18 protein-coding genes and 1 pseudogene are annotated in these 20647 nt (G+C 60.8%); 10 read left to right on the forward strand and 9 right to left on the reverse strand.

Features of this window, described 5'->3' with window-relative positions:
- Window positions 1–86: 86 nt before the first annotated feature.
- From ASF70_RS04125 to ugpC, 7 genes are all read left to right on the forward strand, one after another.
- On the forward strand, window positions 87–722 hold the full coding sequence (locus tag ASF70_RS04125; RefSeq protein ID WP_174197842.1) for a TetR/AcrR family transcriptional regulator: 636 nt from the start codon (window positions 87–89) through the stop codon (window positions 720–722).
- A 41-nt stretch (window positions 723–763) separates the two neighbouring features.
- A complete protein-coding gene (locus tag ASF70_RS04130) occupies window positions 764–1615 on the forward strand; it encodes a metallophosphoesterase (protein ID WP_062577685.1) in 852 nt (283 codons plus the stop codon).
- Window positions 1616–1644: 29 nt separating this feature from the next.
- A complete protein-coding gene (locus ASF70_RS04135) occupies window positions 1645–2943 on the forward strand; it encodes an ABC transporter substrate-binding protein (RefSeq protein WP_062578365.1) in 1299 nt (432 codons plus the stop codon).
- Window positions 2944–3032: 89 nt separating this feature from the next.
- Window positions 3033–3752, forward strand: coding sequence for a tyrosine-protein phosphatase (locus ASF70_RS04140; protein ID WP_082471797.1), 720 nt, complete (start codon window positions 3033–3035; stop codon window positions 3750–3752).
- A 75-nt stretch (window positions 3753–3827) separates the two neighbouring features.
- Window positions 3828–4748 (forward strand): sugar ABC transporter permease, encoded by a 921-nt coding sequence (locus ASF70_RS04145; protein WP_062577688.1) that lies wholly within the window; start codon window positions 3828–3830, stop codon window positions 4746–4748.
- Window positions 4738–5610, forward strand: a complete 873-nt coding sequence (locus ASF70_RS04150) for a carbohydrate ABC transporter permease (protein WP_062577690.1) — start codon at window positions 4738–4740, stop codon at window positions 5608–5610. Before ASF70_RS04145 ends, ASF70_RS04150 begins: the two co-directional genes overlap by 11 nt.
- Window positions 5611–5695: 85 nt before the next feature.
- Complete coding sequence (gene ugpC, locus ASF70_RS04155) at window positions 5696–6817, forward strand: sn-glycerol-3-phosphate ABC transporter ATP-binding protein UgpC (RefSeq protein WP_062577692.1); 1122 nt, start codon at window positions 5696–5698, stop codon at window positions 6815–6817.
- 210 nt (window positions 6818–7027) lie between these two features.
- On the opposite strand, the gene treS is transcribed toward ugpC, so the two are convergent.
- The 8 genes from treS to ASF70_RS04195 all read right to left on the reverse strand — a co-directional run bounded on the left by treS (window position 7028) and on the right by ASF70_RS04195 (window position 16845).
- The gene (gene treS, locus ASF70_RS04160; RefSeq protein WP_062577695.1) at window positions 7028–9094 is read right to left on the reverse strand and encodes a maltose alpha-D-glucosyltransferase; all 2067 of its coding nucleotides are present in this window, start codon (window positions 9092–9094) and stop codon (window positions 7028–7030) included.
- Between the two features lie 424 nt (window positions 9095–9518).
- Window positions 9519–11171: a dihydroxyacetone kinase subunit DhaK gene (locus ASF70_RS04165; protein WP_062577697.1), complete on the reverse strand. Its 1653-nt coding sequence runs from the start codon at window positions 11169–11171 to the stop codon at window positions 9519–9521.
- An 11-nt stretch (window positions 11172–11182) separates the two neighbouring features.
- Window positions 11183–12178 carry an ABC transporter ATP-binding protein gene (locus ASF70_RS04170; RefSeq protein ID WP_062578367.1) on the reverse strand — a complete coding sequence of 332 codons (996 nt, stop codon included), beginning with the start codon at window positions 12176–12178 and terminating at the stop codon, window positions 11183–11185.
- A complete protein-coding gene (locus ASF70_RS04175; protein ID WP_062577698.1) occupies window positions 12171–13268 on the reverse strand; it encodes an ABC transporter ATP-binding protein in 1098 nt (365 codons plus the stop codon). Before ASF70_RS04175 ends, ASF70_RS04170 begins: the two co-directional genes overlap by 8 nt.
- Window positions 13269–13271: 3 nt before the next feature.
- Window positions 13272–13460, reverse strand: a complete 189-nt coding sequence (locus ASF70_RS04180; protein WP_062577700.1) for a hypothetical protein — start codon at window positions 13458–13460, stop codon at window positions 13272–13274.
- Entirely contained in the window at window positions 13457–14401 is a 945-nt protein-coding gene (locus ASF70_RS04185) for a carbohydrate ABC transporter permease (RefSeq protein WP_062577702.1), read from the reverse strand. The genes ASF70_RS04180 and ASF70_RS04185 overlap by 4 nt, the downstream gene beginning before the upstream one ends.
- Complete coding sequence (locus tag ASF70_RS04190) at window positions 14398–15345, reverse strand: sugar ABC transporter permease (RefSeq protein WP_062460076.1); 948 nt, start codon at window positions 15343–15345, stop codon at window positions 14398–14400. Before ASF70_RS04190 ends, ASF70_RS04185 begins: the two co-directional genes overlap by 4 nt.
- Window positions 15346–15558: 213 nt before the next feature.
- Window positions 15559–16845 (reverse strand): extracellular solute-binding protein, encoded by a 1287-nt coding sequence (locus ASF70_RS04195; protein WP_062578369.1) that lies wholly within the window; start codon window positions 16843–16845, stop codon window positions 15559–15561.
- Window positions 16846–17159: 314 nt separating this feature from the next.
- Here ASF70_RS04195 and ASF70_RS04200 point away from each other — a divergent pair, with 314 nt between their 5' ends.
- Complete coding sequence (locus tag ASF70_RS04200; protein ID WP_062460074.1) at window positions 17160–18182, forward strand: LacI family DNA-binding transcriptional regulator; 1023 nt, start codon at window positions 17160–17162, stop codon at window positions 18180–18182.
- Between the two features lie 188 nt (window positions 18183–18370).
- A pseudogene (locus ASF70_RS24560) lies at window positions 18371–18561 on the forward strand (ribokinase); the annotation flags it as partial.
- A gap of 880 nt (window positions 18562–19441) precedes the next feature.
- Here the strand turns inward: ASF70_RS24560 and ASF70_RS04210 are convergent.
- Entirely contained in the window at window positions 19442–20092 is a 651-nt protein-coding gene (locus ASF70_RS04210) for a DUF2461 family protein (protein WP_062577706.1), read from the reverse strand.
- 230 nt (window positions 20093–20322) lie between these two features.
- Between ASF70_RS04210 and ASF70_RS23500 the strand changes: the two genes are divergently transcribed.
- On the forward strand, window positions 20323–20475 hold the full coding sequence (locus ASF70_RS23500) for a DUF2256 domain-containing protein (protein WP_342344795.1): 153 nt from the start codon (window positions 20323–20325) through the stop codon (window positions 20473–20475).
- Window positions 20476–20647 lie beyond the last annotated feature (172 nt).

Below are 20647 nucleotides of genomic sequence, written 5' to 3' on the forward strand. Positions count from 1 at the left end.
GCGCCAGCCTTCTCCTTGACCTTCACTCGGATGTCACAGAAATTGCGCTACGCAACCGTATGATAGCAAGCCATACGCGAGAGAAATTGCGCACTGCGTGCGAGCAACTGCTGTCGGCTGCTCGGCACCCCGATGATGTGACGGTGCGGACGATCACCTGTCGGGCGGGCACCAATGTGGCGGCGGTCAACTATCATTTCGGAACTCTCCAGCACCTGATTTTTTCGGCTGCCGAGCGCGTCTATCTCCGCCTCAATGCGGAGCGCCTGGCATTGCTTCAGGCTGCGGTCCAACGGGCCGATCCGGCACCTGCCTGCGCCGGCGATCTTATCGCAGCGCTTGTCGGGCCATCCATCCGCTGGAGCCTCGATCCCCATTCCAGTTACGGGGTGCTGCGTCATCTGACGACGCTTGCACAATCCAGCGACGACCCGGAAATATTCCGGCCGATGGTCGAGGATATCGAGCATCATCGCCAGTTCGTCCCGCACTTCAGAAAAATCGCGCCATGGCTGAGCGAGGTCGATGTCGGATTCCGCATCTCGTGCCTTCTCGGGGTGCGCACGCAGATGACGAGAAGCCGCGGCCGCACCGACGAACTGACGGACCACCAGCTCGATCTTGGCAATGCCAGCAGCATCATTGCCCTCGTTGTTGCAGCAACGGAGCCGATGTTTACCACGCCGATTTCAAACAGCGTTTCAAAGCCGTCATCCCGCTGAGACGGGAAGCGCCTAGACAGGCTCCAACGCAGGAGCTCCCCATGGTCGAAACGACGTTCATCCACATCACCGATCTACATGTCGGCAATCCTTCCGTCGCCGATAGCCATCTGTTCAGCGACACCTCGGCCACGCTTTCGCGCGTGCTCGCGCTGATCGGGTCGATGGATCAGAAGCCGCAGTTCATTATCGCCAGCGGCGATCTCACCAATCGCGGCGATGTCGAGAGCTACCGCCAGCTGCGGTCGCTGATGGCGGCCACCGACGTGCCGGTCGTCTACGCGATCGGCAATCATGACACGCGCGCCGGCTTCTACGAAGCGATGCTTGACCGAACCAACGATCTCGATGCTCCCTATGACCACGACCAGGTAATCGGCGGCATCCATATCGTCACGCTCGACACCACGACCCCCGGCGAGATCGGCGGCAGCCTGACGCCGGCGCAATTCGCCTGGCTCGCTCAGGCGCTCGACCGGCACGGCGATCTGCCCAAGCTGATCGTTGCCCACCATGCCCCGGTGCTGGGCGACGCTGTTCCATGGGACCACTGGCGCACGATCGAGTTCAGCCAAAGCCAGCAGCTGGCCGGCGTGCTCAAGGGCCGCAACATCCTCGGGATCCTCTCCGGTCATATCCATCACGACCGGTTCTCCTCATGGCATGGCATCCCCGTCATCGTCGGCATGGGCCAGCATGCAGCAACCGATATTCTGACGACAGACATACTGCGCATGGTCGAAGGCGCCTCCTTCGGGATCGGCACCATTCGTACCTCGGGCCTGACCATGGCGCTCGTTCCCCTGCCGCAGACCCGCAACGAACTCAACCGCTACGACCTGTCCCTGCTGCGCCACAAACAGGATGCGGCCATGCCGGGCGCCACCGAATGACCAACTTCTCCCAACAGGAGCTTCCCGCGATGAGAAAACGCACCTTCCTCGGCCTTGCGGTCGCCGCAGTCCTCGGTGCCGCCGGAACAACCGGCGCCGCGCATGCCGAAATGGCCGCCGAGATTACCAAGCCGGTGACCATCACTTTCTACAACTACAACCTCGCCACGGCGAGCGCCGGTGCCGACGCCACCCGCGAGATGATCGCCAAGTTCGAGCAGGAAAACCCGCTGATCAAGGTGAAGACTGTCGGAGTTCCCTCCAACGACATCATCACGCGCCTGCAGGCCGATATGGCCGCCGGCATGCAGCCCGACGTTGCCCAGCTGGTGTTTCGCGACCTCATCTATCTTGCCTCCGATCTGGGTGCACAGCCGCTCGAGGACATGGCCGGGGCCAAGGGCTACGCTGCCCTTACCGACGGACTGATCCCGCGTGGCGTCGACCTCGGCAAGATCAACGGCAAGACCTATGGGCTTGCCTATACGTTCTCGACGCCGATCCTCTACTACAACGCTGATCTCTTCCGCAAAGCCGGCCTCGATCCCGAGACGCCACCCAAGACCTGGGCCGAGGTGAAGACGGCAGCCGAAGCCATCGTCGCCAAGACCGGCGTGGACGGCTTCTTTCCCGGCGCCTATGGCCCGACAGACGGCACCTTCGTCTATCAGGCGATCCTGATGTCGAATGGCGGCAAGGTCCGCGATGACAACACGCTGACCTTCGCCGACAAGAACGGCATTGAAGCGGTGCAGATGCTGCGCGACATGGTCGAAAGCGGCGCCCATGCCCGCCTCGACCCGGCCAATCCGCAGGAGGCTTTTGCCGCCGGCCGGCTGGGCATGTATCTCTACACCAGCGCCCTGCAGAACTCCTTGTCCAAATCCGCCGACGGCAAGTGGGAACTGCGCGTGACCGGCATGCCGGCCTTCGGGACCAAGCCGACCGCGCCCACCAATTCGGGCTCGGCGCTCTATGCCTTCTCGCAGGATCCGGTCAAGCAGCGCGCCGCATACGAGTTGATGAAGTTCCTCACCTCCGACTACGGCTACACAATCATCACCTCGAAGATCGGCTATCTGCCGCTTCGCCTCAACATCGTCGACGATCCGAAGCTGCTCGGTCCCTGGACAGCGACGCACCCGCTGATCCGTCCGAACCTCGAACAGCTGTCGCGTCTTACCCCCAATGTCGCCTTCCCCGGCCCGAACTATCGCCAGGCCGAAGCGATGATGAAGGAAGCCGTCTCGGAGGCCGTGCTCGGTCCCAATGACGTGGTGAAGACGCTGACCGAGGCGCAGGCCAATGCCCAGGCGCTGATGCCCTGACCACGCGCGAGTGGGGGCGTTGCATCCGCGACGACGCGCGCCCGCATTTGTACCAAGACGAACAGACCGAAGCACAGCAGGAGGCCACCATGCGTCACTGGACGCTGCCCGACACCCACAACATCCGCGACCTCGGCGGCTACAATCGGCAGGCCGGCGGCACCACGCAATGGCGCCGGATCCTGCGCGGGGAAGCACTGCACCCGCTCAATGGCGAGAGCCTGGCGACGCTTGTCGCCGATGATCTCTCGCTCGTCATCGACCTGCGCGGGCCGCACGAGACTGCGGTCACAGACCATCCCTTCATCGGCCACGAGACGGTGTCCTACCGCAATATCGTGCTCTTCGACGCGCTGGCGCCGATCGCAATGGTGCGGCAGCCCTTCGACATGGCGGAGCGCTATTGCAGCGCGCTGGATCATTGTGGCGCGCAGTTCGCCACGGTCTTTCGCGCCATCGGGCAGGCCCGGCCGGGGATGGTGCTGTTCCACTGCACCGCCGGCAAGGACCGCACCGGCGTCGTCGCTGCCATGCTTCTGGCCACCGCCGGCGTCTCGCATGCCGACATCGTGGCCGACTATGCGCTCACCGCCTCCGCCGAGGGCCTGATCGCGCAGCTTCGCGCCCGCTCGCTTGCGGCCGGGATCGATGCCGACCATGTCGAGCGGATGCTCGCCAGCGACGCCGTGACGATGGAAGCCTTCCTTGACTGTCTCGATGCGGGGCATGGCGGGATCGCGGCCTATCTCGCCCGGATCGGTCTTAACGCCGCGGAGATCGACGCGCTGACGGACCGTCTGTGCGCGTAAGACACCCGTCGCGCGCTTTTGCCACGACCGGACCGACGAAAAGGCCAACGCCTTTCAAACCCACTGGAGCGTAGAATGGCCCTGGCCACACAAGCACCGATCCGCCGCAGACGGATGACCCAGTCGCGCTGGGCACCCTGGCTCTACCTGTCTCCGGCCATCATCCTGCTTGTGGTTTGGATCTACTGGCCGCTGGTCGATGCGCTACGTCTGAGCTTTTACCAGTGGAACATGCTGCCCAATTCGCCGCAGATCTATGTCGGCTGGAACAACTACACGCGCATCTTTGCCCTGCCCAAATTCTGGCAGTCGCTGCGCAATACCGGGATCTATATTTTCGGTCTTTTGCCGCTCGCCGTGCTGATCCCGCTGGCGATCGCCATCTATACTCATGACCTTCCCGAGCGCTCGCGCAACATCTACCGCGCCATCATCTTCGTGCCGATGATCATCGCGCCGGTGGTGGCCGCCGCCGTCTGGCGCTGGCTGCTCGATCCCGGCTGCGGCCTGGTCAACCAGATGCTCCAGGGCATCGGCTTCAAGCCCGTGAAGTTCCTCTCCGATCCCAACACCGCGATCTGGATCGTCATCCTGATCACCGGCTGGAAGCTGATCGGGTTTTCGACGCTGATCCTTTCTGCCGCCAATGCCAACATCAACCCCTCCCTGGTGGAGGCCGCGCGCATGGACGGCGCCAGCAAATGGGAGATCATCCGCGACATCCGCCTGCCGCTGCTCAGTTCCACGGCCCTGTTCCTGGTTGTCATGACGATCCTGCTCGGCGCGCAGTGGAGTTTCACCTACATCAACGTGCTGACCGGCGGCGGCCCGCTCGGCTCCACCTCCAACATCTACTATCTCCTTTGGGATTTCGGCTTCTCCACCATGTCGGTGGGCTGGGGCTCGGCTGCGGCCGTCATCCTTTTCCTCGGCTTCGGCGCAGTGGCCTTCGTGCTCTTCCGCCTGATCGACAGGTACACTTTCCATGACAACTGACGTCCTGCGCGCGCCCCGCCCGATGACGCGCCCGCTTCGCCGCATCTCGGACAAATCTGGCCTCGACACCGCCGCCGGTCATGTTCTCATGGTCCTCCTGTCGATCCTGTGCCTTTTCCCGGTCTACTGGATGCTGGCCAGTTCGCTGCGTCCCGCCAATGCCATGTTCGAGACGAGCCTATGGCCGACGAGCATGTCGCTCGACAATTACCGGCAGGCTCTGGAGGCCATCCCGATCGGCCGCATGCTGGTCAACACGCTGGTCTTTTCCGTCGTGTCCACGGCCTTCCAGCTTCTGACCGGGCTTCTTGCCGCCTTCGCCTTCGCCCGCTGGACATTCGCTCTCGACAAGCTGGTGTATAGCGCCGTGGCGCTGACCTGGCTGGTACCCTTTCAGGTGGTGATGATCCCGAACTATCTGCTGATTGCCCAGATGGGTCTGCTCGATAGCATCGTGGCGCTGATCCTGCCGAACCTTGTCTCGGCGCTTGCCATCCTGCTTCTTGCCCAGGCCATGCGCAGCTTCCCCCGGGAAGTCATTGAGGCGGCGCGTATGGACGGCGCACGCAACTGGCGGATTCTCTGGGAGGTGATGGTGCCCAATCTGCGCGGCACGATCGCCTCGCTTGCCATCCTCATCTTCATCTCGACCTGGAACGAGTATTTCTGGCCACTACTGCTCAGCCGCACGGCCGAAAATTCCGTCATCCAGATCGGCATCCAGATGTTCATGACGGCCGAGGGCAACCAGTGGGGACCACTGATGGCCGCCTCGACGCTCGCAAGCCTGCCGGTCCTCGTCATCTACGTCCTCCTGCAGCGCCAGGTCGTCCAGTCCTTCATGAAATCCGGTATCCGCTGATGCGCGGCAGACCCATTCTCGCAGGCATCGGCCGCGACACGTCCACGATTGCACACCTGCACAACCGTCGTCCGGGAGACATCTGATGGCTGATCTGACACTCTCAAACCTGAAAAAATCCTACGACGGCAAGCCGGTCCTGCATGGCGTCGACATCACCATCCCCGATGGCCATTTCGTCGTCATCGTCGGTCCATCGGGCTGCGGCAAGTCGACCCTCCTGCGTATGATCGCGGGACTGGAGGAGGTCACGTCAGGCACGATTTCCATCGGTGAAACGGTGATGAACGACATCGAGCCGGCCGATCGTGGCTGTGCCATGGTGTTCCAGAACTATGCACTCTATCCGCACATGACCGTGCGCCAGAACATCGCCTATCCGCTTCGGATCGCCAAGCTGCCGCGGGCCGAGCGCGACAGCAAGGTCGAGGCTGTGGCGAAGATCCTGAACCTGACGGAGTATCTCGACCGGCGCCCGGCGCAGCTCTCCGGCGGGCAGCGGCAACGCGTGGCCATGGGCCGCGCGATGGTGCGCGAACCCGACGTCTTTCTGTTCGACGAACCGCTGTCCAATCTCGATGCACTGCTGCGCGTCCAGATGCGCATCGAGATCAAGAAGCTGCACCGGCGCCTCAAGGCGACGTCGGTGTTCGTGACGCATGATCAGGTCGAAGCGATGACGCTTGCCGACACGCTGATCGTGATGAATGCCGGTCGCGTCGAGCAGATCGGATCGCCCGCCGAGGTCTACCGAAAGCCGGCCTCGGTCTTCGTCGCCGGGTTCATGGGGGCGCCGGCCATGAACCTTTTCCCGGCCGCTATCGGGGCCGGCGGCGCTCTCGTCATCGATGCGCCAACTGGCGGGGTCGGCATCGGCCGGACAAGCCTTGCGGAAGGAACTCCGGTCACCGTCGGGGTCAGGCCGGAAAACCTCCTGCTGAGTGAAACTGCCGGAGCCGGCCTTCCGGCGACGGTCGACTTTGTCGAGGAACTGGGTGGCTCGCGTGTCGCCTATTGCACCCTTGGCGACCGGGAGATCGCAGCGACCCTGCCACCCGGCGACCAGCAACTGGAAGGCCGGCCCGTCTGGCTGACCCTGCCGCCAGAGGCACTGCACCTCTACGACCGGACCACAGGACAACGCATCGACGTGCCGGTCCATGCCGCCAGGAGCAGCATCCCGAGCGCTTTCGAGCTGTCCATGTGATGTCATGCATGGAGGCAGCTTAATGTCGCCCGCGTGGTCCTGCGATCGGTTGCCACTCGACAGCAGGTGTAGGCGTCAGAGATCCCGTATCGTTGGATCACCGCCGGCCAAGGCGTGTAAAATCCCGTCATGTATCACGTCCGCAAGCGGGTCGTAGACCCGCAAGCGAACGCACAAGCGCGGCTATTCGCAGAGATATGCGCGTGACATTTAGAGCGTCGGGAGCGTTCCAACAACTCTGAGGGATAGACCCTCGTAGGGCTCCAGATTGATAGTCAATGCGCCATCTTCTGTAAGGTCGCCTTCGATTGACTCCGCAATCATGTCGACGACAGGTCCTGGCCTGACGTTCTGCAAGATCACGACTTCGGAGATCGCCGAGGAGCTGAAATTCAGGGCGGTCACCTGCGTGCCTCGTAGATCCGGAAGTTCGTGGACCATGATGAGCAAACCTGGGGCAGTGGTATCAGGTATCGAGACTTGTCGACTGGCCGCGATCCCATAAGCTTCCCGAACGGCCAGCAGGCGTTTGAGCTGCGAGGCAAACGAGTCCGGCTGCGCGAGCTGCTCGCTGATCGGGCCGTATAGGGCGCGGGCACGCGGCATGCCGTCGGCGGAAAACTCCTCGCCAGAGTTCTGACCCGTCAGATCATAGGCGCCGCGTTCGATCCAGCGGGTGTCGCCGTCGGCCATCAGGTGCTGCACCTGAGCCGGCGTTAATGGCAAAGCGCCGACCAGATCCCATCCGGAAAGCGCGAATACGCCCGGCTGAAAAGCGTTGTACATCACCAGCAGAAGGTGAATTTTCTGGATCAGCTTTGTCGTCTCGTCATCGATGCTTTCCAGGTCGGCAATGTCGAGGGCTGCGGCAATGACGCTCGCTGTCGTGCAGGCGATTCCGTTCGTGACAAAGGGAAGGTTATAGGGGGCGTTAGGTCCCGAAAGGCGCTCGCGTATTACGTCGCGAATATGCATGCGCAGCGTTCGCCCCTGCCAAGTCTGGCCGGCAAAGGTGTAAATATCGTCTGCATGCAATGTCCAGAAATGCACGAGTTCCGTCGTCAGTTCATCGTGATTCTGAAGCGCATGAATAAGCGACGCAGGATCGATGCCAAATTCATGGACCATCCGCAGCATCATGCGCAAGAACTCGGTATTGCCTGTCAACAGCGCGTGATGATAGGCCGGGCGCGTGATAAAATCGTAGGACAGATCCGCTCCACCCTTCGACATCGCGGCAATATCATCGATCGTCAGGTTAAGCTCCTGAAACGAAAACCCGCCGGCCTTGCGGATCATGCCAGCGAGCAGTGCGTTGCCCGTCACGGAAAGCGGATGGCTTTCCGACCATGCCGGCCCCTCCACTCGGCGCTCGACGCCGAGAAATCCATTCGCGTCCAACCGCAGGCCACGGGCGCCCATCTGGTCGATCGAATGCAACGCATCGCCGATGATCATCTGTTGCGCGGCAAATGATGGATCCAGCCAGTTCAGGCTCGGCTGCCCCTCCTTGAAGTAGTGCAGGTAAACCCAGCGGCGCTCCTTGCCGTCGACGCCGGTAATAGGGCCGGTCGCACTCCAGTCCGTCTCTTTGACGCCGGGCTCGAAGAAAATGACCCGCTGGAGCTGGCCGACAATCAAGCCACGATCCCTCAGGTAGTCAACGGTATCGGCAGGCAGGTTGACCGCCTCCCGGCCCTCAGGCACGTCCGGAAGACGCTGCCATTCTTCCTCTGGAATTTCGACCATGTGATAGAGACCAGGGTAGGTCGAATGATTCATTTCGGCGAGCCGAAAATCCGGACCCTTGCCCGTGTGTGAAGGAATGACATCGTCAATGACAATGGCGTTGTGTGCCGCCGCCATGCGGCTGATGGCAACGAATTCCTCGTTCGTGCCGAAAGTCGGATCGATGTCGAAGCTTATTCTGTCGAAATTGCCGTCGATCGTCGGGCTGTAGACGCCGTCTTTCATACTGCCGGCACGTTTCATCGGTCCCGTGTGAATACCGCGTACGCCGATCGCCGAAAGGGCTGACCACAGATGTGCGTCGCCAAGGGTCTTGAGAACGGATTCGCCGGGCAACGGGATTACCGAAGGGGGATAGGCCGTCATCCATACCGATGCGATCGATGAAGCGACACGAGGCCGCGCCTCTGCATAGGGCCGCTGCCATAGGCGCGACTGCCCGCCGTAGGCCTCGGCAAATGTACGTGCTTGTTGCAACATCGACAAAGCGACGAGCTCTTCGATTGATTCATTGCTTGGTAGCGTCATTAATGCCTCGAAGCCGGAGCGGGAGTACAGGGATTATTGCAGGCCGATGCAGGTAGCAAGCCTCCCGAAAAGAGCCTGCCTATTGGAAACTGCATCCTCACTTACCCCGGAGTTGTCGGTTCTACCAACAGACTTCTTGCTTTCCTCACACCCAAAGCGTCCGAACACCGATAGCGCGACATCCTCAAATCCAGGTTTCGCGGTGCCCAGTAAAGAGCGGAGCTGCCGGCACACCCACTCTGCAAACCGCGTAAGTACCGAGTCGACGGTTCCTTTGGGTTTAAGGCGGTCGAGTTTTCAGATCGCTGCGCCATCAGGCCCCCGCAACCAAATCATCAAAAAGCACCCGTAGCTCTAAGCTGCGGGTGTTTTGCGTTGCGGCAGACCTCGCCCAGGATGGCTCCCGCCGCGCCGATCCCCGCCGTCAGTCCGCGGGTTTGTCCTCCGACCTGCTATGTCGAAGGGAGAGAAACTCGAAGAGACGCGCGACTGCCTCCGCGCCGGGATCGATGTGACCTTCGAGCTGCCGGGCATTCAGGTAAGCCGCCCGGCCTGCGCGTGCGTTGAGATAGGTTGCGGTCAGGTTGGCGCCGGCGCGGGCTGCACTGGCCGCTGCTGCAAAACCCTTGTCATAGGCGTCCAGTGCAGGCGAGAGCGCATCGACCATGGTGCGGTCGCCGAGCTCTGCGCCGCCGATTTCCTGCATGCGGGCAAGGCCGGCCTTGAGCGCGTCGCGCATGCCAAGACCACTTGAGGCCCCATCGCCTGCCGCGGCAAAGAAGATGGCGAGCAAGACGCCGGAAGAGCCGCCCATGGTCTGGCTGAGTTCCTGGCCCATGGCGCGAAAGAGCTGGGTGTGATCTGCAAGCGGTAGCCGATCGAGGGCCTCGATCAGGGCACGCGCGGCGCTTGCAAGGGTCGAGCCGGTGTCACCGTCGCCGGATTTGGCATCGAGCGCGTTAAGGTGTTTTTCCGCCTCGATCAGGAGCTTGCAGCACTCTGTGAGGAATTGACGGGTGGGCAGATGCTGCGAGGCAAGCGGCGCGATCGGGGTCAGTCCATCGGGCAGGGCGATGACGTTGACGGGTCGCATCGCCGTCACGCCTGGCCATGCTGCAAGGCCGACCGGCTTGGCCAGCAAGTCGAGATCGGCCTTTTCCGCCGGCAATACGGAAATCGAAAAGCCCTGCATGTCGAGCGAGGTCATCATCGCAGCAGGCCCGACGATATGCGAGAGGCGCGCGCCGATCGCCGATTGAACCAGTTCGTTGACGACCACGGCCATTTCCAGCACGGAGGTGCCGCCGAGATTGTTGACAAGTACGACATGCGGCTTGTCCTCCATGCCCGCCGCAAGCCGGTCCACCATGGCGGCCACGGCGCCGCGCACGCCGTCATACTCGATCTGCTCCACACCCGCCTCACCGTGGATGCCAAGGCCGAGTTCGGCGTGACCTTCGGGAATGCGTTTTTCCTTCGGCGAGCCCGGCACGGTACAGGTGTCGAGTGCAATGCCGATCGAGCGGGTATTGGCGATCACCCGCCGCGCAGTGTCGATGACGTCATCAAGACTTGCGCCGTTTTCCGCCATCGCACCGGCGATCTTGTGGACGAAGAGCGTGCCCGCCACACCGCGGGACTGCGGCAGATCGGGGAGCGCGATGTCATCGTCCACGATCACCATGCCGACATTCAGCCCAAAGGCACGGGCGCGTTCGGCCGCAAGGCCGAAGTTCAGCCGGTCGCCTGTATAGTTCTTGACGATCAGCAGGCAACCGAGCGGGCCAGTCACCGCGAGGATTGCGGTCAGGATAGCGTCAACGCTCGGCGAAGCGAAGACATCACCACAGACGGCGGCTGTCAGCATGCCGCGTCCGACGAAACCGGCATGGGCCGGCTCATGGCCGGATCCGCCGCCCGAGACAATCGCGACCTTCGATTTGTCCCAGTCGGATCGCAACACGACGCGGATGTGCGGATAGCCGTCGAGGCGGCTCAGCGCTCCAGCCGAGGCCATGAGCATGCCATCGATCGCCTCGGTGACGGCATTTTCGCGGCTGTTGAGGAATTGAGACATGAGACCCTCCCTTAGACGAGACGCATTCCGGCCGCATCGAAATAGATCGGCTGGTGCGGCTGGATTTTGATGATGTCGCCGCCCTTGAGGGCGGTGTGGGCATCGGTGACGGTGATGATCGGATATTCCCCAAGTATGAGATGAAGACGCGTCTGATCGCCGAGATGCTCCACCCGGACCACCTTGGCTTCCTGCCCTTCTCCCTGGAGAATATGCTCGGGCCGAAGCCCGATCGTATGGGCCCCCGCCGATGCTCCGGGGAAGAGGTGTGCGGGGAGCACGTTGATGCGCGGCTGGCCTAGCCGGGTCGCGGCATAGATGCTGACCGGCGCCTCGTAGATCTCGCGCGGCGAACCGAACTGCACGAGGCGTCCTTCCTTGAGCACGCCGACATGGGTTGCCATGGTCATCGCCTCGATCTGGTCATGCGTCACGTAGAGGAAGGTGGCGCCGGACCGGGCCTGGATGTTCTTCAGTTCGACCCGAAGGTCGGCGCGGAGTTTCGCATCGAGCGAGCTCAGCGGCTCATCCATGAGATAGATCTGCGGATTGCGGACCAGCGCCCGGCCGATCGACACGCGCTGCATCTCGCCGCCCGAAAGGGCCGTTGCCCGGTTGTCCAGCTTGTGGGCGATCTGCAGGACCTCGGCGATTGCCTTCACCTTCTGGTCGATCACCGCCTGCGGCGTGCGCAACAGCGGCGATTTCAGCGGAAATTCGAGGTTCTGCCGCACGGTCATGTGCGGGTAGAGGGAATATTGCTGGAAGACCATGGCGACATTGCGCTGTGCGGGCGTCAGCCCCGCCATGGACTGTCCGCCAATCCTGATGTCGCCGCTGTCCTGCGTGTCGAGGCCCGATACCAAGCGCAGCAGCGTGGTTTTGCCGGCTCCGGTCGGACCGAGAAGCACCACGAATGCGCCGTCCGGTACGGTCATCGTCACGTCGTCGAGCGCGCGGGTGGCGCCAAACGACTTGCGGATGCTGGAGAGAACGACTTCAGCCACGGGCGAGGACTCCTTCATTGGCCTCGGACACCAGTGCCTTTCCGCTCTCTGGGTCAAACAGGGTGAGTGAGCGGCGATCGAATTCAAGCCCGACGGGAACGTCCGTCCGGATGGCATCGCTCGACGCCGTCCGCGCCTTGATCTCTCCATGGGCCGTCTCGATCGTGACGATCTGTGTGGTGCCGAGATATTCGACGGCGGCCACCCGTCCGCGAAGACCGGCTTCGTCCGACAGGTGGACATGTTCCGGCCTGACGCCGAGCGTGAGCGCACCCTTGCGGCCTTCGCGGGACTTTGGAACCTCGATGCGGGATACACCGATCGTCACCGCGTTGCCCCCGTCGTCGATCGCACCTTCGAATTCCAGGAACGACATCGGCGGCGAGCCGATGAATTTCGCCACGAACTTGGTTGCCGGCCAGTCATAGATCTGCTGGGGCTTGCCGAATTGCTCGATCACGCCATGGTTCATGACGACAATCTTGTCGCCCATCTGCATGGCTTCCAGCTGGTCGTGGGTGACATAAACGGTGGTCGCCCCCATGCGGTCATGCAGGGCGCGCAGCTCCTCCGCCATATGCTCACGGAACTCCGCATCGAGCGCCCCGAGGGGCTCATCCATGAAGAAGGCCTTCGGCTGGCGCACGATCGCACGGCCGAGTGCGACGCGCTGGCGGTCGCCGCCCGAAAGCCCGCCGACCGGTTTGTCGAGGATGGATTCAATCTGCAGGATACGGACGACTTCCGCCACGCGGCGATCGACTTCCGAGCGCGCTATGCCCTGGCTGACCAGGGGATAGGAGATGTTCTTGCGCACGTTCATGTGCGGATAAAGCGCAAACATCTGAAAGACGAAGGCGATGTCGCGCTCGCTCGCGCGCTTCATGCCGACCTCTTCGCCGCCGATATAGATCTCGCCACTGGTCGGCAGTTCAAGGCCGGCCATCATCCGCAGCGTCGTCGTCTTGCCGCAGCCGGACGGGCCGAGCAGCATGAAGAACTCTCCATCCTCGACGGTGAAGCTGGACGACTTCACCGCATTGAAGGCACCGAAGTCCTTGCGCAGGTTTTCAACGCGAATCTGGGCCATGACTTACTCCGGAAAATGACTGACGACGATGAACATGACGGTTCCGATCAGCGTCACCGGAAAGGAGAAGGTAAAGAGTGTCAGCGAAAGCGGCTGCATGAGCATGATCACGCCGAGCGCGATCAGCGCCGAGGCGAACATCTCCCATTCGGGTCGCCGGAACCAACGCAGGCGGGCAAGGAAGTTCATCATTTGCGCACGGCTCCGAAGGTGATGCCGCGCAGCAGATGCTTGCGCAGCAGCACGGTGAAGATGATCACGGGCAGCAGGAACAGTGTCGCTGCAGCCGCAACGGCCGGCCAGTCGATACCGCCGCCAACCGACAGGATGGTCGGGATGAAGGGGGGCGCCGTCTGGGCATTGCCGCTCGTCAACAGGACTGCGAAAGCATATTCGTTCCAGGCGAAGATCAGGCAGAAGATCGCGGTCGAGGCGATGCCTGTTGCCGCCTGCGGCAGGACGACTTTGTAGAAGGCCTGGAAGCGGGTATAGCCATCGATTAGTGCCGCTTCTTCGTATTCGCGCGGGATTTCGTCAATAAATCCCTTGAGCAGCCAGACCGACAGCGACAGGTTGACCGCCGTATAAAGCAGGATCATGCCGAGGTGTGTATCCGAAAGCCCCAACTGACGGAACATCAGGTAAATCGGGATTGCGACGGCGATCGGCGGCATCATGCGTGTCGACAGGATGAAGAACAGGAGGTCATCCTTGAGCGGCACCTTGAAGCGGCTGAAGGCGTAGGCTGCCAGCGTCCCGAGGAAGATCGACAGGAATGTCGAGCCAAAGCCGATGATGACCGAGTTCAGGAATCGTTGCCCGAAGCGCGACGGGCCCGAAATGATCATGCCCCTTTCCCGTGTGATCTTGTCATACCACGTGGTGGGTGCCGGCAGTTTGGCGAGGTCTTCCGCCGAGGGGCGCGACTGTGTCGTGAAGAGGTTTACGTAGCCTTCAAGCGTCGGCTCGAAGACGACCTTCGGCGGATAGCTGATCGAATCCGGGCCGGACTTGAAGCTCGTCGAAATGATCCAGATGAGCGGGATCAGCGTGATCACCGCATATAGTCCGACCAAGATGCCGGCAATCCACTTCGAGGCAGGCGACGGTTCGGTGACGGAATGGGCGCTCATCGTTCCTTAACCTTGTTCAGGGCCTTCACGTAGATGGAGGCGAGGCCGAATACCGTGACGAACAGGACAATTGCATAGGCGCTGGAATAGCCGGTCCGCCATTTCTCGAAGGCCTCGCGCTTGAGGTCGATCGAGGCGAGCAGCGTCTCGTCCCCCGGCCCGCCGCCGGTGAGGAGGACCACCAGGTCGAACATCCGGAAGTTCTCGATGCCGCGGAACAGGACTGCAAGCATTAGGAATGGCAGTGCCATTGGCAGCGTGATCGTCCAGAACTGCCGCCACTTCGATGCGCGGTCGACTTCCGCTGCTTCATAGATGTAATCGGGGATGGAGCGCAGTCCGGCGAGGCAGATCAGCATGACGAAGGGCGTCCACATCCAGGTGTCGACGATGACGATCGCCCAGCGCGCCCAGCCACCGGGGCCAAGCATCGAGAAGCTGTCGGCGGGAATGCCGGTCAGGAATTCGACGGCGTAGTTCACGAGGCCGATCTGCGGCTGGTAAAGGAAGGTCCAGAAGTTGCCGACCACGGCGGGCGAGAGCATCATCGGGATGACGATTAGTGTCGTCACCAGGTCGTTGCCCTTGAACTTGCGGTTGATCAGCCATGCCAGGGAGAAGCCGATCAGCACCTGGAAGGTGATCGTCCAGATGAGGAAATGGGCGGTCGTCTGCATGTTCGCCCAGGTGTCGGCGTCGGTGAGGATGCGCGTGTAGTTGCGCAATCCGACCCATTTCACCTCCGCGTTCGGCTTGTTCGCGGCAAAGTTCGTGAAGGACAGGCGGATCGTCCAGATCAGCGGAAATATGTTGACCGACAGAAGCAGGAAGATCGTGGGTGCTACGAAGATCCAGGCGATTGCCCTGTCGCTTAAGCCCCGGATGCGTCTGGCAACCGGTTGTGGCGTCGCACGGGCGAGGCGGTCTGCGGGTGTGTCGGTCATCGTCCGGATCCGTGTGGCGTTTCCAAAGGGCAACCGCATGCGGTGCCGTGGCCGGTGAGGCAACAAGGCAAAGCTCGGGTTGTGCCGGCAGGCTTGAGGGTTTCGAAGATGTGCCGGCGGCAACGCTGGCTTTGGACTTTCCCCCGGCATTGCCGGGGGAGAGATTAAGGGCACTGCCCCCGGATCAGGTCCAGGAGCCAGGCTTTTCTTCTGTCAGAGCTTGCCTTCGTCCTCGAACGTTTCCGTCCAGTCGGCAATCAACCCGTCCAGAGCTTCCTTCGCGGTGCCATTGCCAGCGACGACATAGTCGTGGAACCGCTTCTGCGATGCCTGCAGCAGCGTCGCATAGGACGGCTCGGCCCAGAAGTCCTTTACGATCGCCATGCTGTCGAGGAAGGTCTGCGCATAGGGCTGGCTCTTGGCAAAATTCGGGTCTTCGACGACGGCGCGAAGGCACGAGAAGCCGCCCATGGACCACCATTTGTCCTGTACATCCTTCTGGGCGAACCATTTGATGTAGCCCAGTGCGCCGTCCATGTTGTCGGTGTTGGCGACGACCGAAATGCCCTGGCCGCCGAGCTGGGCGAACTTCTCGCCACCGGGCCCTGCGGGATTGACGAGATAGCCAGTCTTTCCGCTCCCGACATTCGGATCAGCCTCGAACCCCGGCCAGGTAAAGGCGAAGTTCATCTGCATGGCGACCTGGCCCGATTTGTAGGCGTCGATGCCTTCGCCCATGTAGGTGTTGGATGTGCCCGGTGCGACGCAGCAATCATAGAGGGACTTGTAGAATTCGAGGCCCTTCACGGCGCCCTCGGAATCGACAAAGCCTTTCATATCATATGGTTTTTTCGGATTTTCGTACTTGAAGCCATAGCTGTAAAGCACGTCCATCACGCCCATCGTGATGCCTTCCGAGCCACGTTCGGTATAGATCGAGGCGCCGTAGACAGTCTTGCCGTCGATCTTGCGGCCCTGGAAGAATTCGGCGACCTGCTTCAGTTCGTCGAAGGTTGCGGGCGGCGTCAGGTCGCGACCGAACTTATCCTTGAAGGCTGTCTTAATTTCGGGCCGCTCGAACCAGTCCTTGCGGTAGGTCCAGCCGACCACGTCCCCGAAGGCTGGCAGCGACCAGTAGTTCGGGGTGTTCTTCGGCCATTCGGAATAACCCGTGACGGTTGCCGGAACGAAGGCATCCATCTTGATGCCTTCCTTGTCGAAGAACTCGTTGAGCTTCACATACCAACCGTTCTCGGCGGCGCCGCCGATCCACTGGCTGTCGCCGATCATCAGATCGCAGAGCTTTCCGCCCGAGTTGAGTTCGTTGAGCATGCGGTCGGCGAAGTTCGGCCACGGGACGAACTCGAATTTCATCTTGATGCCGGACGACGCCTCGAAGCCCTTGCTGAGTTCGACGAGTGCGTTTGCCGGGTCCCATGCTGCCCAGCAGAGCGTCAGTTCTTTTTCGTCGGCATGCGCCATCATAGTGCCGAAACCCATCGAACAGGCGACCGTTCCGGCAGCAAGCAGACCTTTCACGTAAAGCGATTTCATCATGTCATCCTCCCAGCGCCGTCCGGTCTCCTGCGGATGGCGAAACGCCCTTGCGGGCCAAATGCCGGCTCCGGACCCTAATCTCTGGCCGGCCTCCTCCAGCGGAACGGGGTGTAATGGATGCCTCTCCCGAACCCAGATGGAGGCTAATTGATGTGCGCACCTCAAAGCAAGTGATTTTTGAGGTGCGCACATCAATTCTTGCGTTTGCTGATGTTTTGAAGGAAAGCTCTGGAAGGCGGAAATCATGGGAAGTCGTCATGCGTCCAACAGCGAAGGATCTGGCCGAGGCTGCAGGCGTCAGCCTTGCAACGGTCGATCGTGTCTTGAACGAACGACCGAATGTGAGCCCGAAGGCCGCCCGGCTGGTCAATGACGCAATCGAGCGGATCGGCTTCGTTCGAAATCCGGCGGCTGTCAGCCTTGCCCGCAACAAGGTGTACCGTTTTCTCTTCCTGCTTCCGGCAAGCGGCGATCTATACCTCAAGGAGCTCCTGCGGCACGTTGAAGAGCTGACTGATGCGCTCAAGGGCGACCTCACCGAGATTGCCTACCGCCAGATCGGGATCGACGATGCGCATGGCGTGGCAAAGCTGCTCTCCAGCCTCGACAAGGAGGAGGTCGATGGCGTGGCTGTCATGGCGCCCGAATCGCCTCAGGTGCGAGACGCCATGGCGCGGCTTCTCCAGCGCAACATCAAGGTGGTGCAATTCCTGTCCGGTCAGGAAAAGCTGCCAGAGGCTGATTTCGTCGGTATCGACAACTTTGCGGCGGGTGCGAGTGCGGGCAAGCTGATGGGCATGCTTGCGGGTTCCCATCCGGGAAAGGTCATGGTGATCGCGGAAACCATGCAGTCGCTCGACAGCATCCAGCGCCGCCTTGGCTTCGACCACGTGATCAACAGCGCCTTTCCGCATCTGACCTGTCTGCCGTCCATCGAAACCCACGCCGACGAGGCACGTAGCCAGCAGGTGATGGCCCGCGTGTTGGCCGGCAATCGCGATGTTTCCGGAATCTACGTGCTGAGCGCAGAGGCTCGCGTGCCGATCCTGGCTGCTGCCGGAAACGTCGATCTCGGCACCATTGCCGTGGTTGTCCACGAGCGAACTCCCTTCACCGAACAGGCGCTCCGGGACGACCGTATCGATGCCGTGATCGCACAGGATCCGGGCCATGCGGTGCGCAGTGCAATTCGCATCATGCGCGCCCGCTCGGATGCCCGCGAGCCGCTCGCCGCACAGGAAAAGATCCGCATCGAAATTCTACTCAAGGAAAACCTTTGAGCCATATGAAGGGCGGCGCGCGCGATTGGTCAGAGGCTTTGATTTGGCCGGATGCGGAGCAAATAAACGAGCGCTTACATTTACTTGCGCCTGGCGGCGGGACTTCGGCGACCGGTGATGTGCAATAGGCAATTTTGGGAAAATCCAGAAAAGACTATGGCGGCCGTCGCCTCCAGACGGAAAGACAAATTTCTAAGACCGCACCCAGCCCCGCTGTCGTCGTTTTCGGCAGTCTGCATTACGACATCATCGTCAAATGTCCGGTCCGGCACGGCCGCGCAAAGGCGAAACAGTCACCGGCTCCGCCTGGAACCCGGCATGTTGCGGCAAGGGCGGCAACCGAGCGGTTTCCGCAGCCAAGGCCGGCGTGCGCTCGGCAACCCCGTATTCGGACAACGTCGAGATCTGCAGCGGCGTCCCGGTCATGATGCCTGCGACGCGGACGCGGGTTTTCGCCTCAAGTCCGATCAGCAATACCATCTATGACGCCTTCAGGTTCGTCACCACTGTTGCTATCGAGCAGTGGCTCAAGTATCCCAAGCTGACAATCAATGGCGCCTCCAAAGCCTCTGCGATGACGGGGTGGCGCATCGGTTAGATCTTGAGTAACGATCCGCTGCGTTTCCCGGCAACTGAGACAGCGTCAAAAGCCGCCGCATGGTTGAACGGTTTTCCATATCGCTTTGCCTGAACGAAGTAGCTCTCTCGCTTATTCAAAACGGAGCCGTCCAGCGCAACACCACCGCTGTAAGACATATTGCGCAGAGATGGTCTTGCCTGATGCTTTGCTGAGACAATGTAACTGTCAAATGACCCGCGAGACAGTTCAGTTAAATGGGGACGAGCCATGCGAGCGAATGCGGAATCGACCATTTTAAGTTTTGTCGTCAGTCGACCTGATGGGACGACGTGCCCGAGCGAAGTTGCGCGCAGCCTTGCAAATGATCACAACGCTCCGCTTGAGTGGCGTGACTACATGCCAGCCGTCCATGAAGCGGTTGATGCCTTGATTGCGCGACGAGAGATCACCCTTTCCTGGAAATCTGTCGTAATGGGGGAGAGAGCCGGTCCCTACCGTATAAGTGCTAGCAAGCAAAATCTCTAATGCCGAGACGTCTGCGGCCACCTTTTTAGCGTCCTAAACAATCTCAATGACAGGAAACCGATCAAGCACATCCCGACCGTGCTGATAGTCGCGAGCCTACTTTTTCATCTCTATAAGCTTCGGGTCAGTAAGTTTGCCCGTAAGAGCCTTCCGGTTATCGAGACTCGGGGAGCTTAGTCGTTGCCCGATTGATGTAATCGACCAGCGCGCGGGCAGCGGCGAATGATTTTACTATTTCCTCGACAAGATTGGAGGACACGAGCATCTCGTCAGAAACGTTGCGACAGGCTCCGAAGTTTTTGAGATTGAAAAAGTCGAGCGCGTCGTGATTTCTGACGTACCCGCTGGCGCTCAAATCATGACCGCCCGTCAGACCATTTGGGAAATATGTCCGAAATAATGGACCCTCGACGATCCCTCTCCATTTGCCGGTGTGGCTTGCGATTGTTTGCCGCAAAATGCGGGCAAGCCGTGGCGGGGGTAGCAGCGCTCCGCCTCCGCTGTATGAGCTGTGCGGAGAGATTTGCATGTAATATGTCGCGGCTGCGTTCTTCGAAGGCGAAACTCGCAACGTGATGCAGCAGGTGCCTTTCGAGATAGACGCGGCACTCAAACATTTGCGGGGATCTCGGTTGGCCTCATCTACGCGCTTGTCGATCGACCCTGTGCTATTAGCTAACGCTAGGGTGAATTCAATTAAGTCGCGGCGCGCGCAATCAAGTCTAGCTCGGTTGTCGTCGAGCCACTCGGCGCCGTGATTACTGGAGGCTTCCTCTAGAAATTCAAAAGTCGATCGGTTGATCATCCACTGTCTCAAACATGGCAAACCCGCCTGTCATAGGGCAGCCGGAACGTAAAGTGAACAGAAATAGCTCGAGCGGACATGAAAAGAGGTTGAAGTCGGGTGCTTCCAATCGCTTAGTGCTTCCCCAGATAGGGTAGGGCTCGTGGAATTGCCACTTCGGTAACTGAGCGGCGAGTGGTTCGTTCGCATTTCGTAAACACGTTGAATAGGAGAGGATCCATATGGCGAGAATGGTCAAGAAAGCGGATCTGCCGATAAAAACGTGTGCGACATGCGGAAAACCTTTTGCATGGAGGCTGAAGTGGGCCAAGAACTGGAGCGACGTGAAGTACTGTTCTGAACGCTGCCGCCGCTCTAAGCTCAAGCCATTACCCACGTCATGATCACGTTGCTAGCATAATAAAGCGTGCAAGACCCGTCGAACGGTGGGTGTGTTGGCGCACGAGCGTATCGCGCCCTCGCAGAAACCTGAACGTGGCCGCAGCAACGGAGGCGAGGAACGTTTGCTCGTCGATCCTCCCAGCTGCAAGTGACCCTACCATATAGCTCTCGATT

It is taken from the genome of Rhizobium sp. Leaf321, from assembly GCF_001423215.1.
Taxonomy (GTDB): domain Bacteria; phylum Pseudomonadota; class Alphaproteobacteria; order Rhizobiales; family Rhizobiaceae; genus Neorhizobium; species Neorhizobium soli.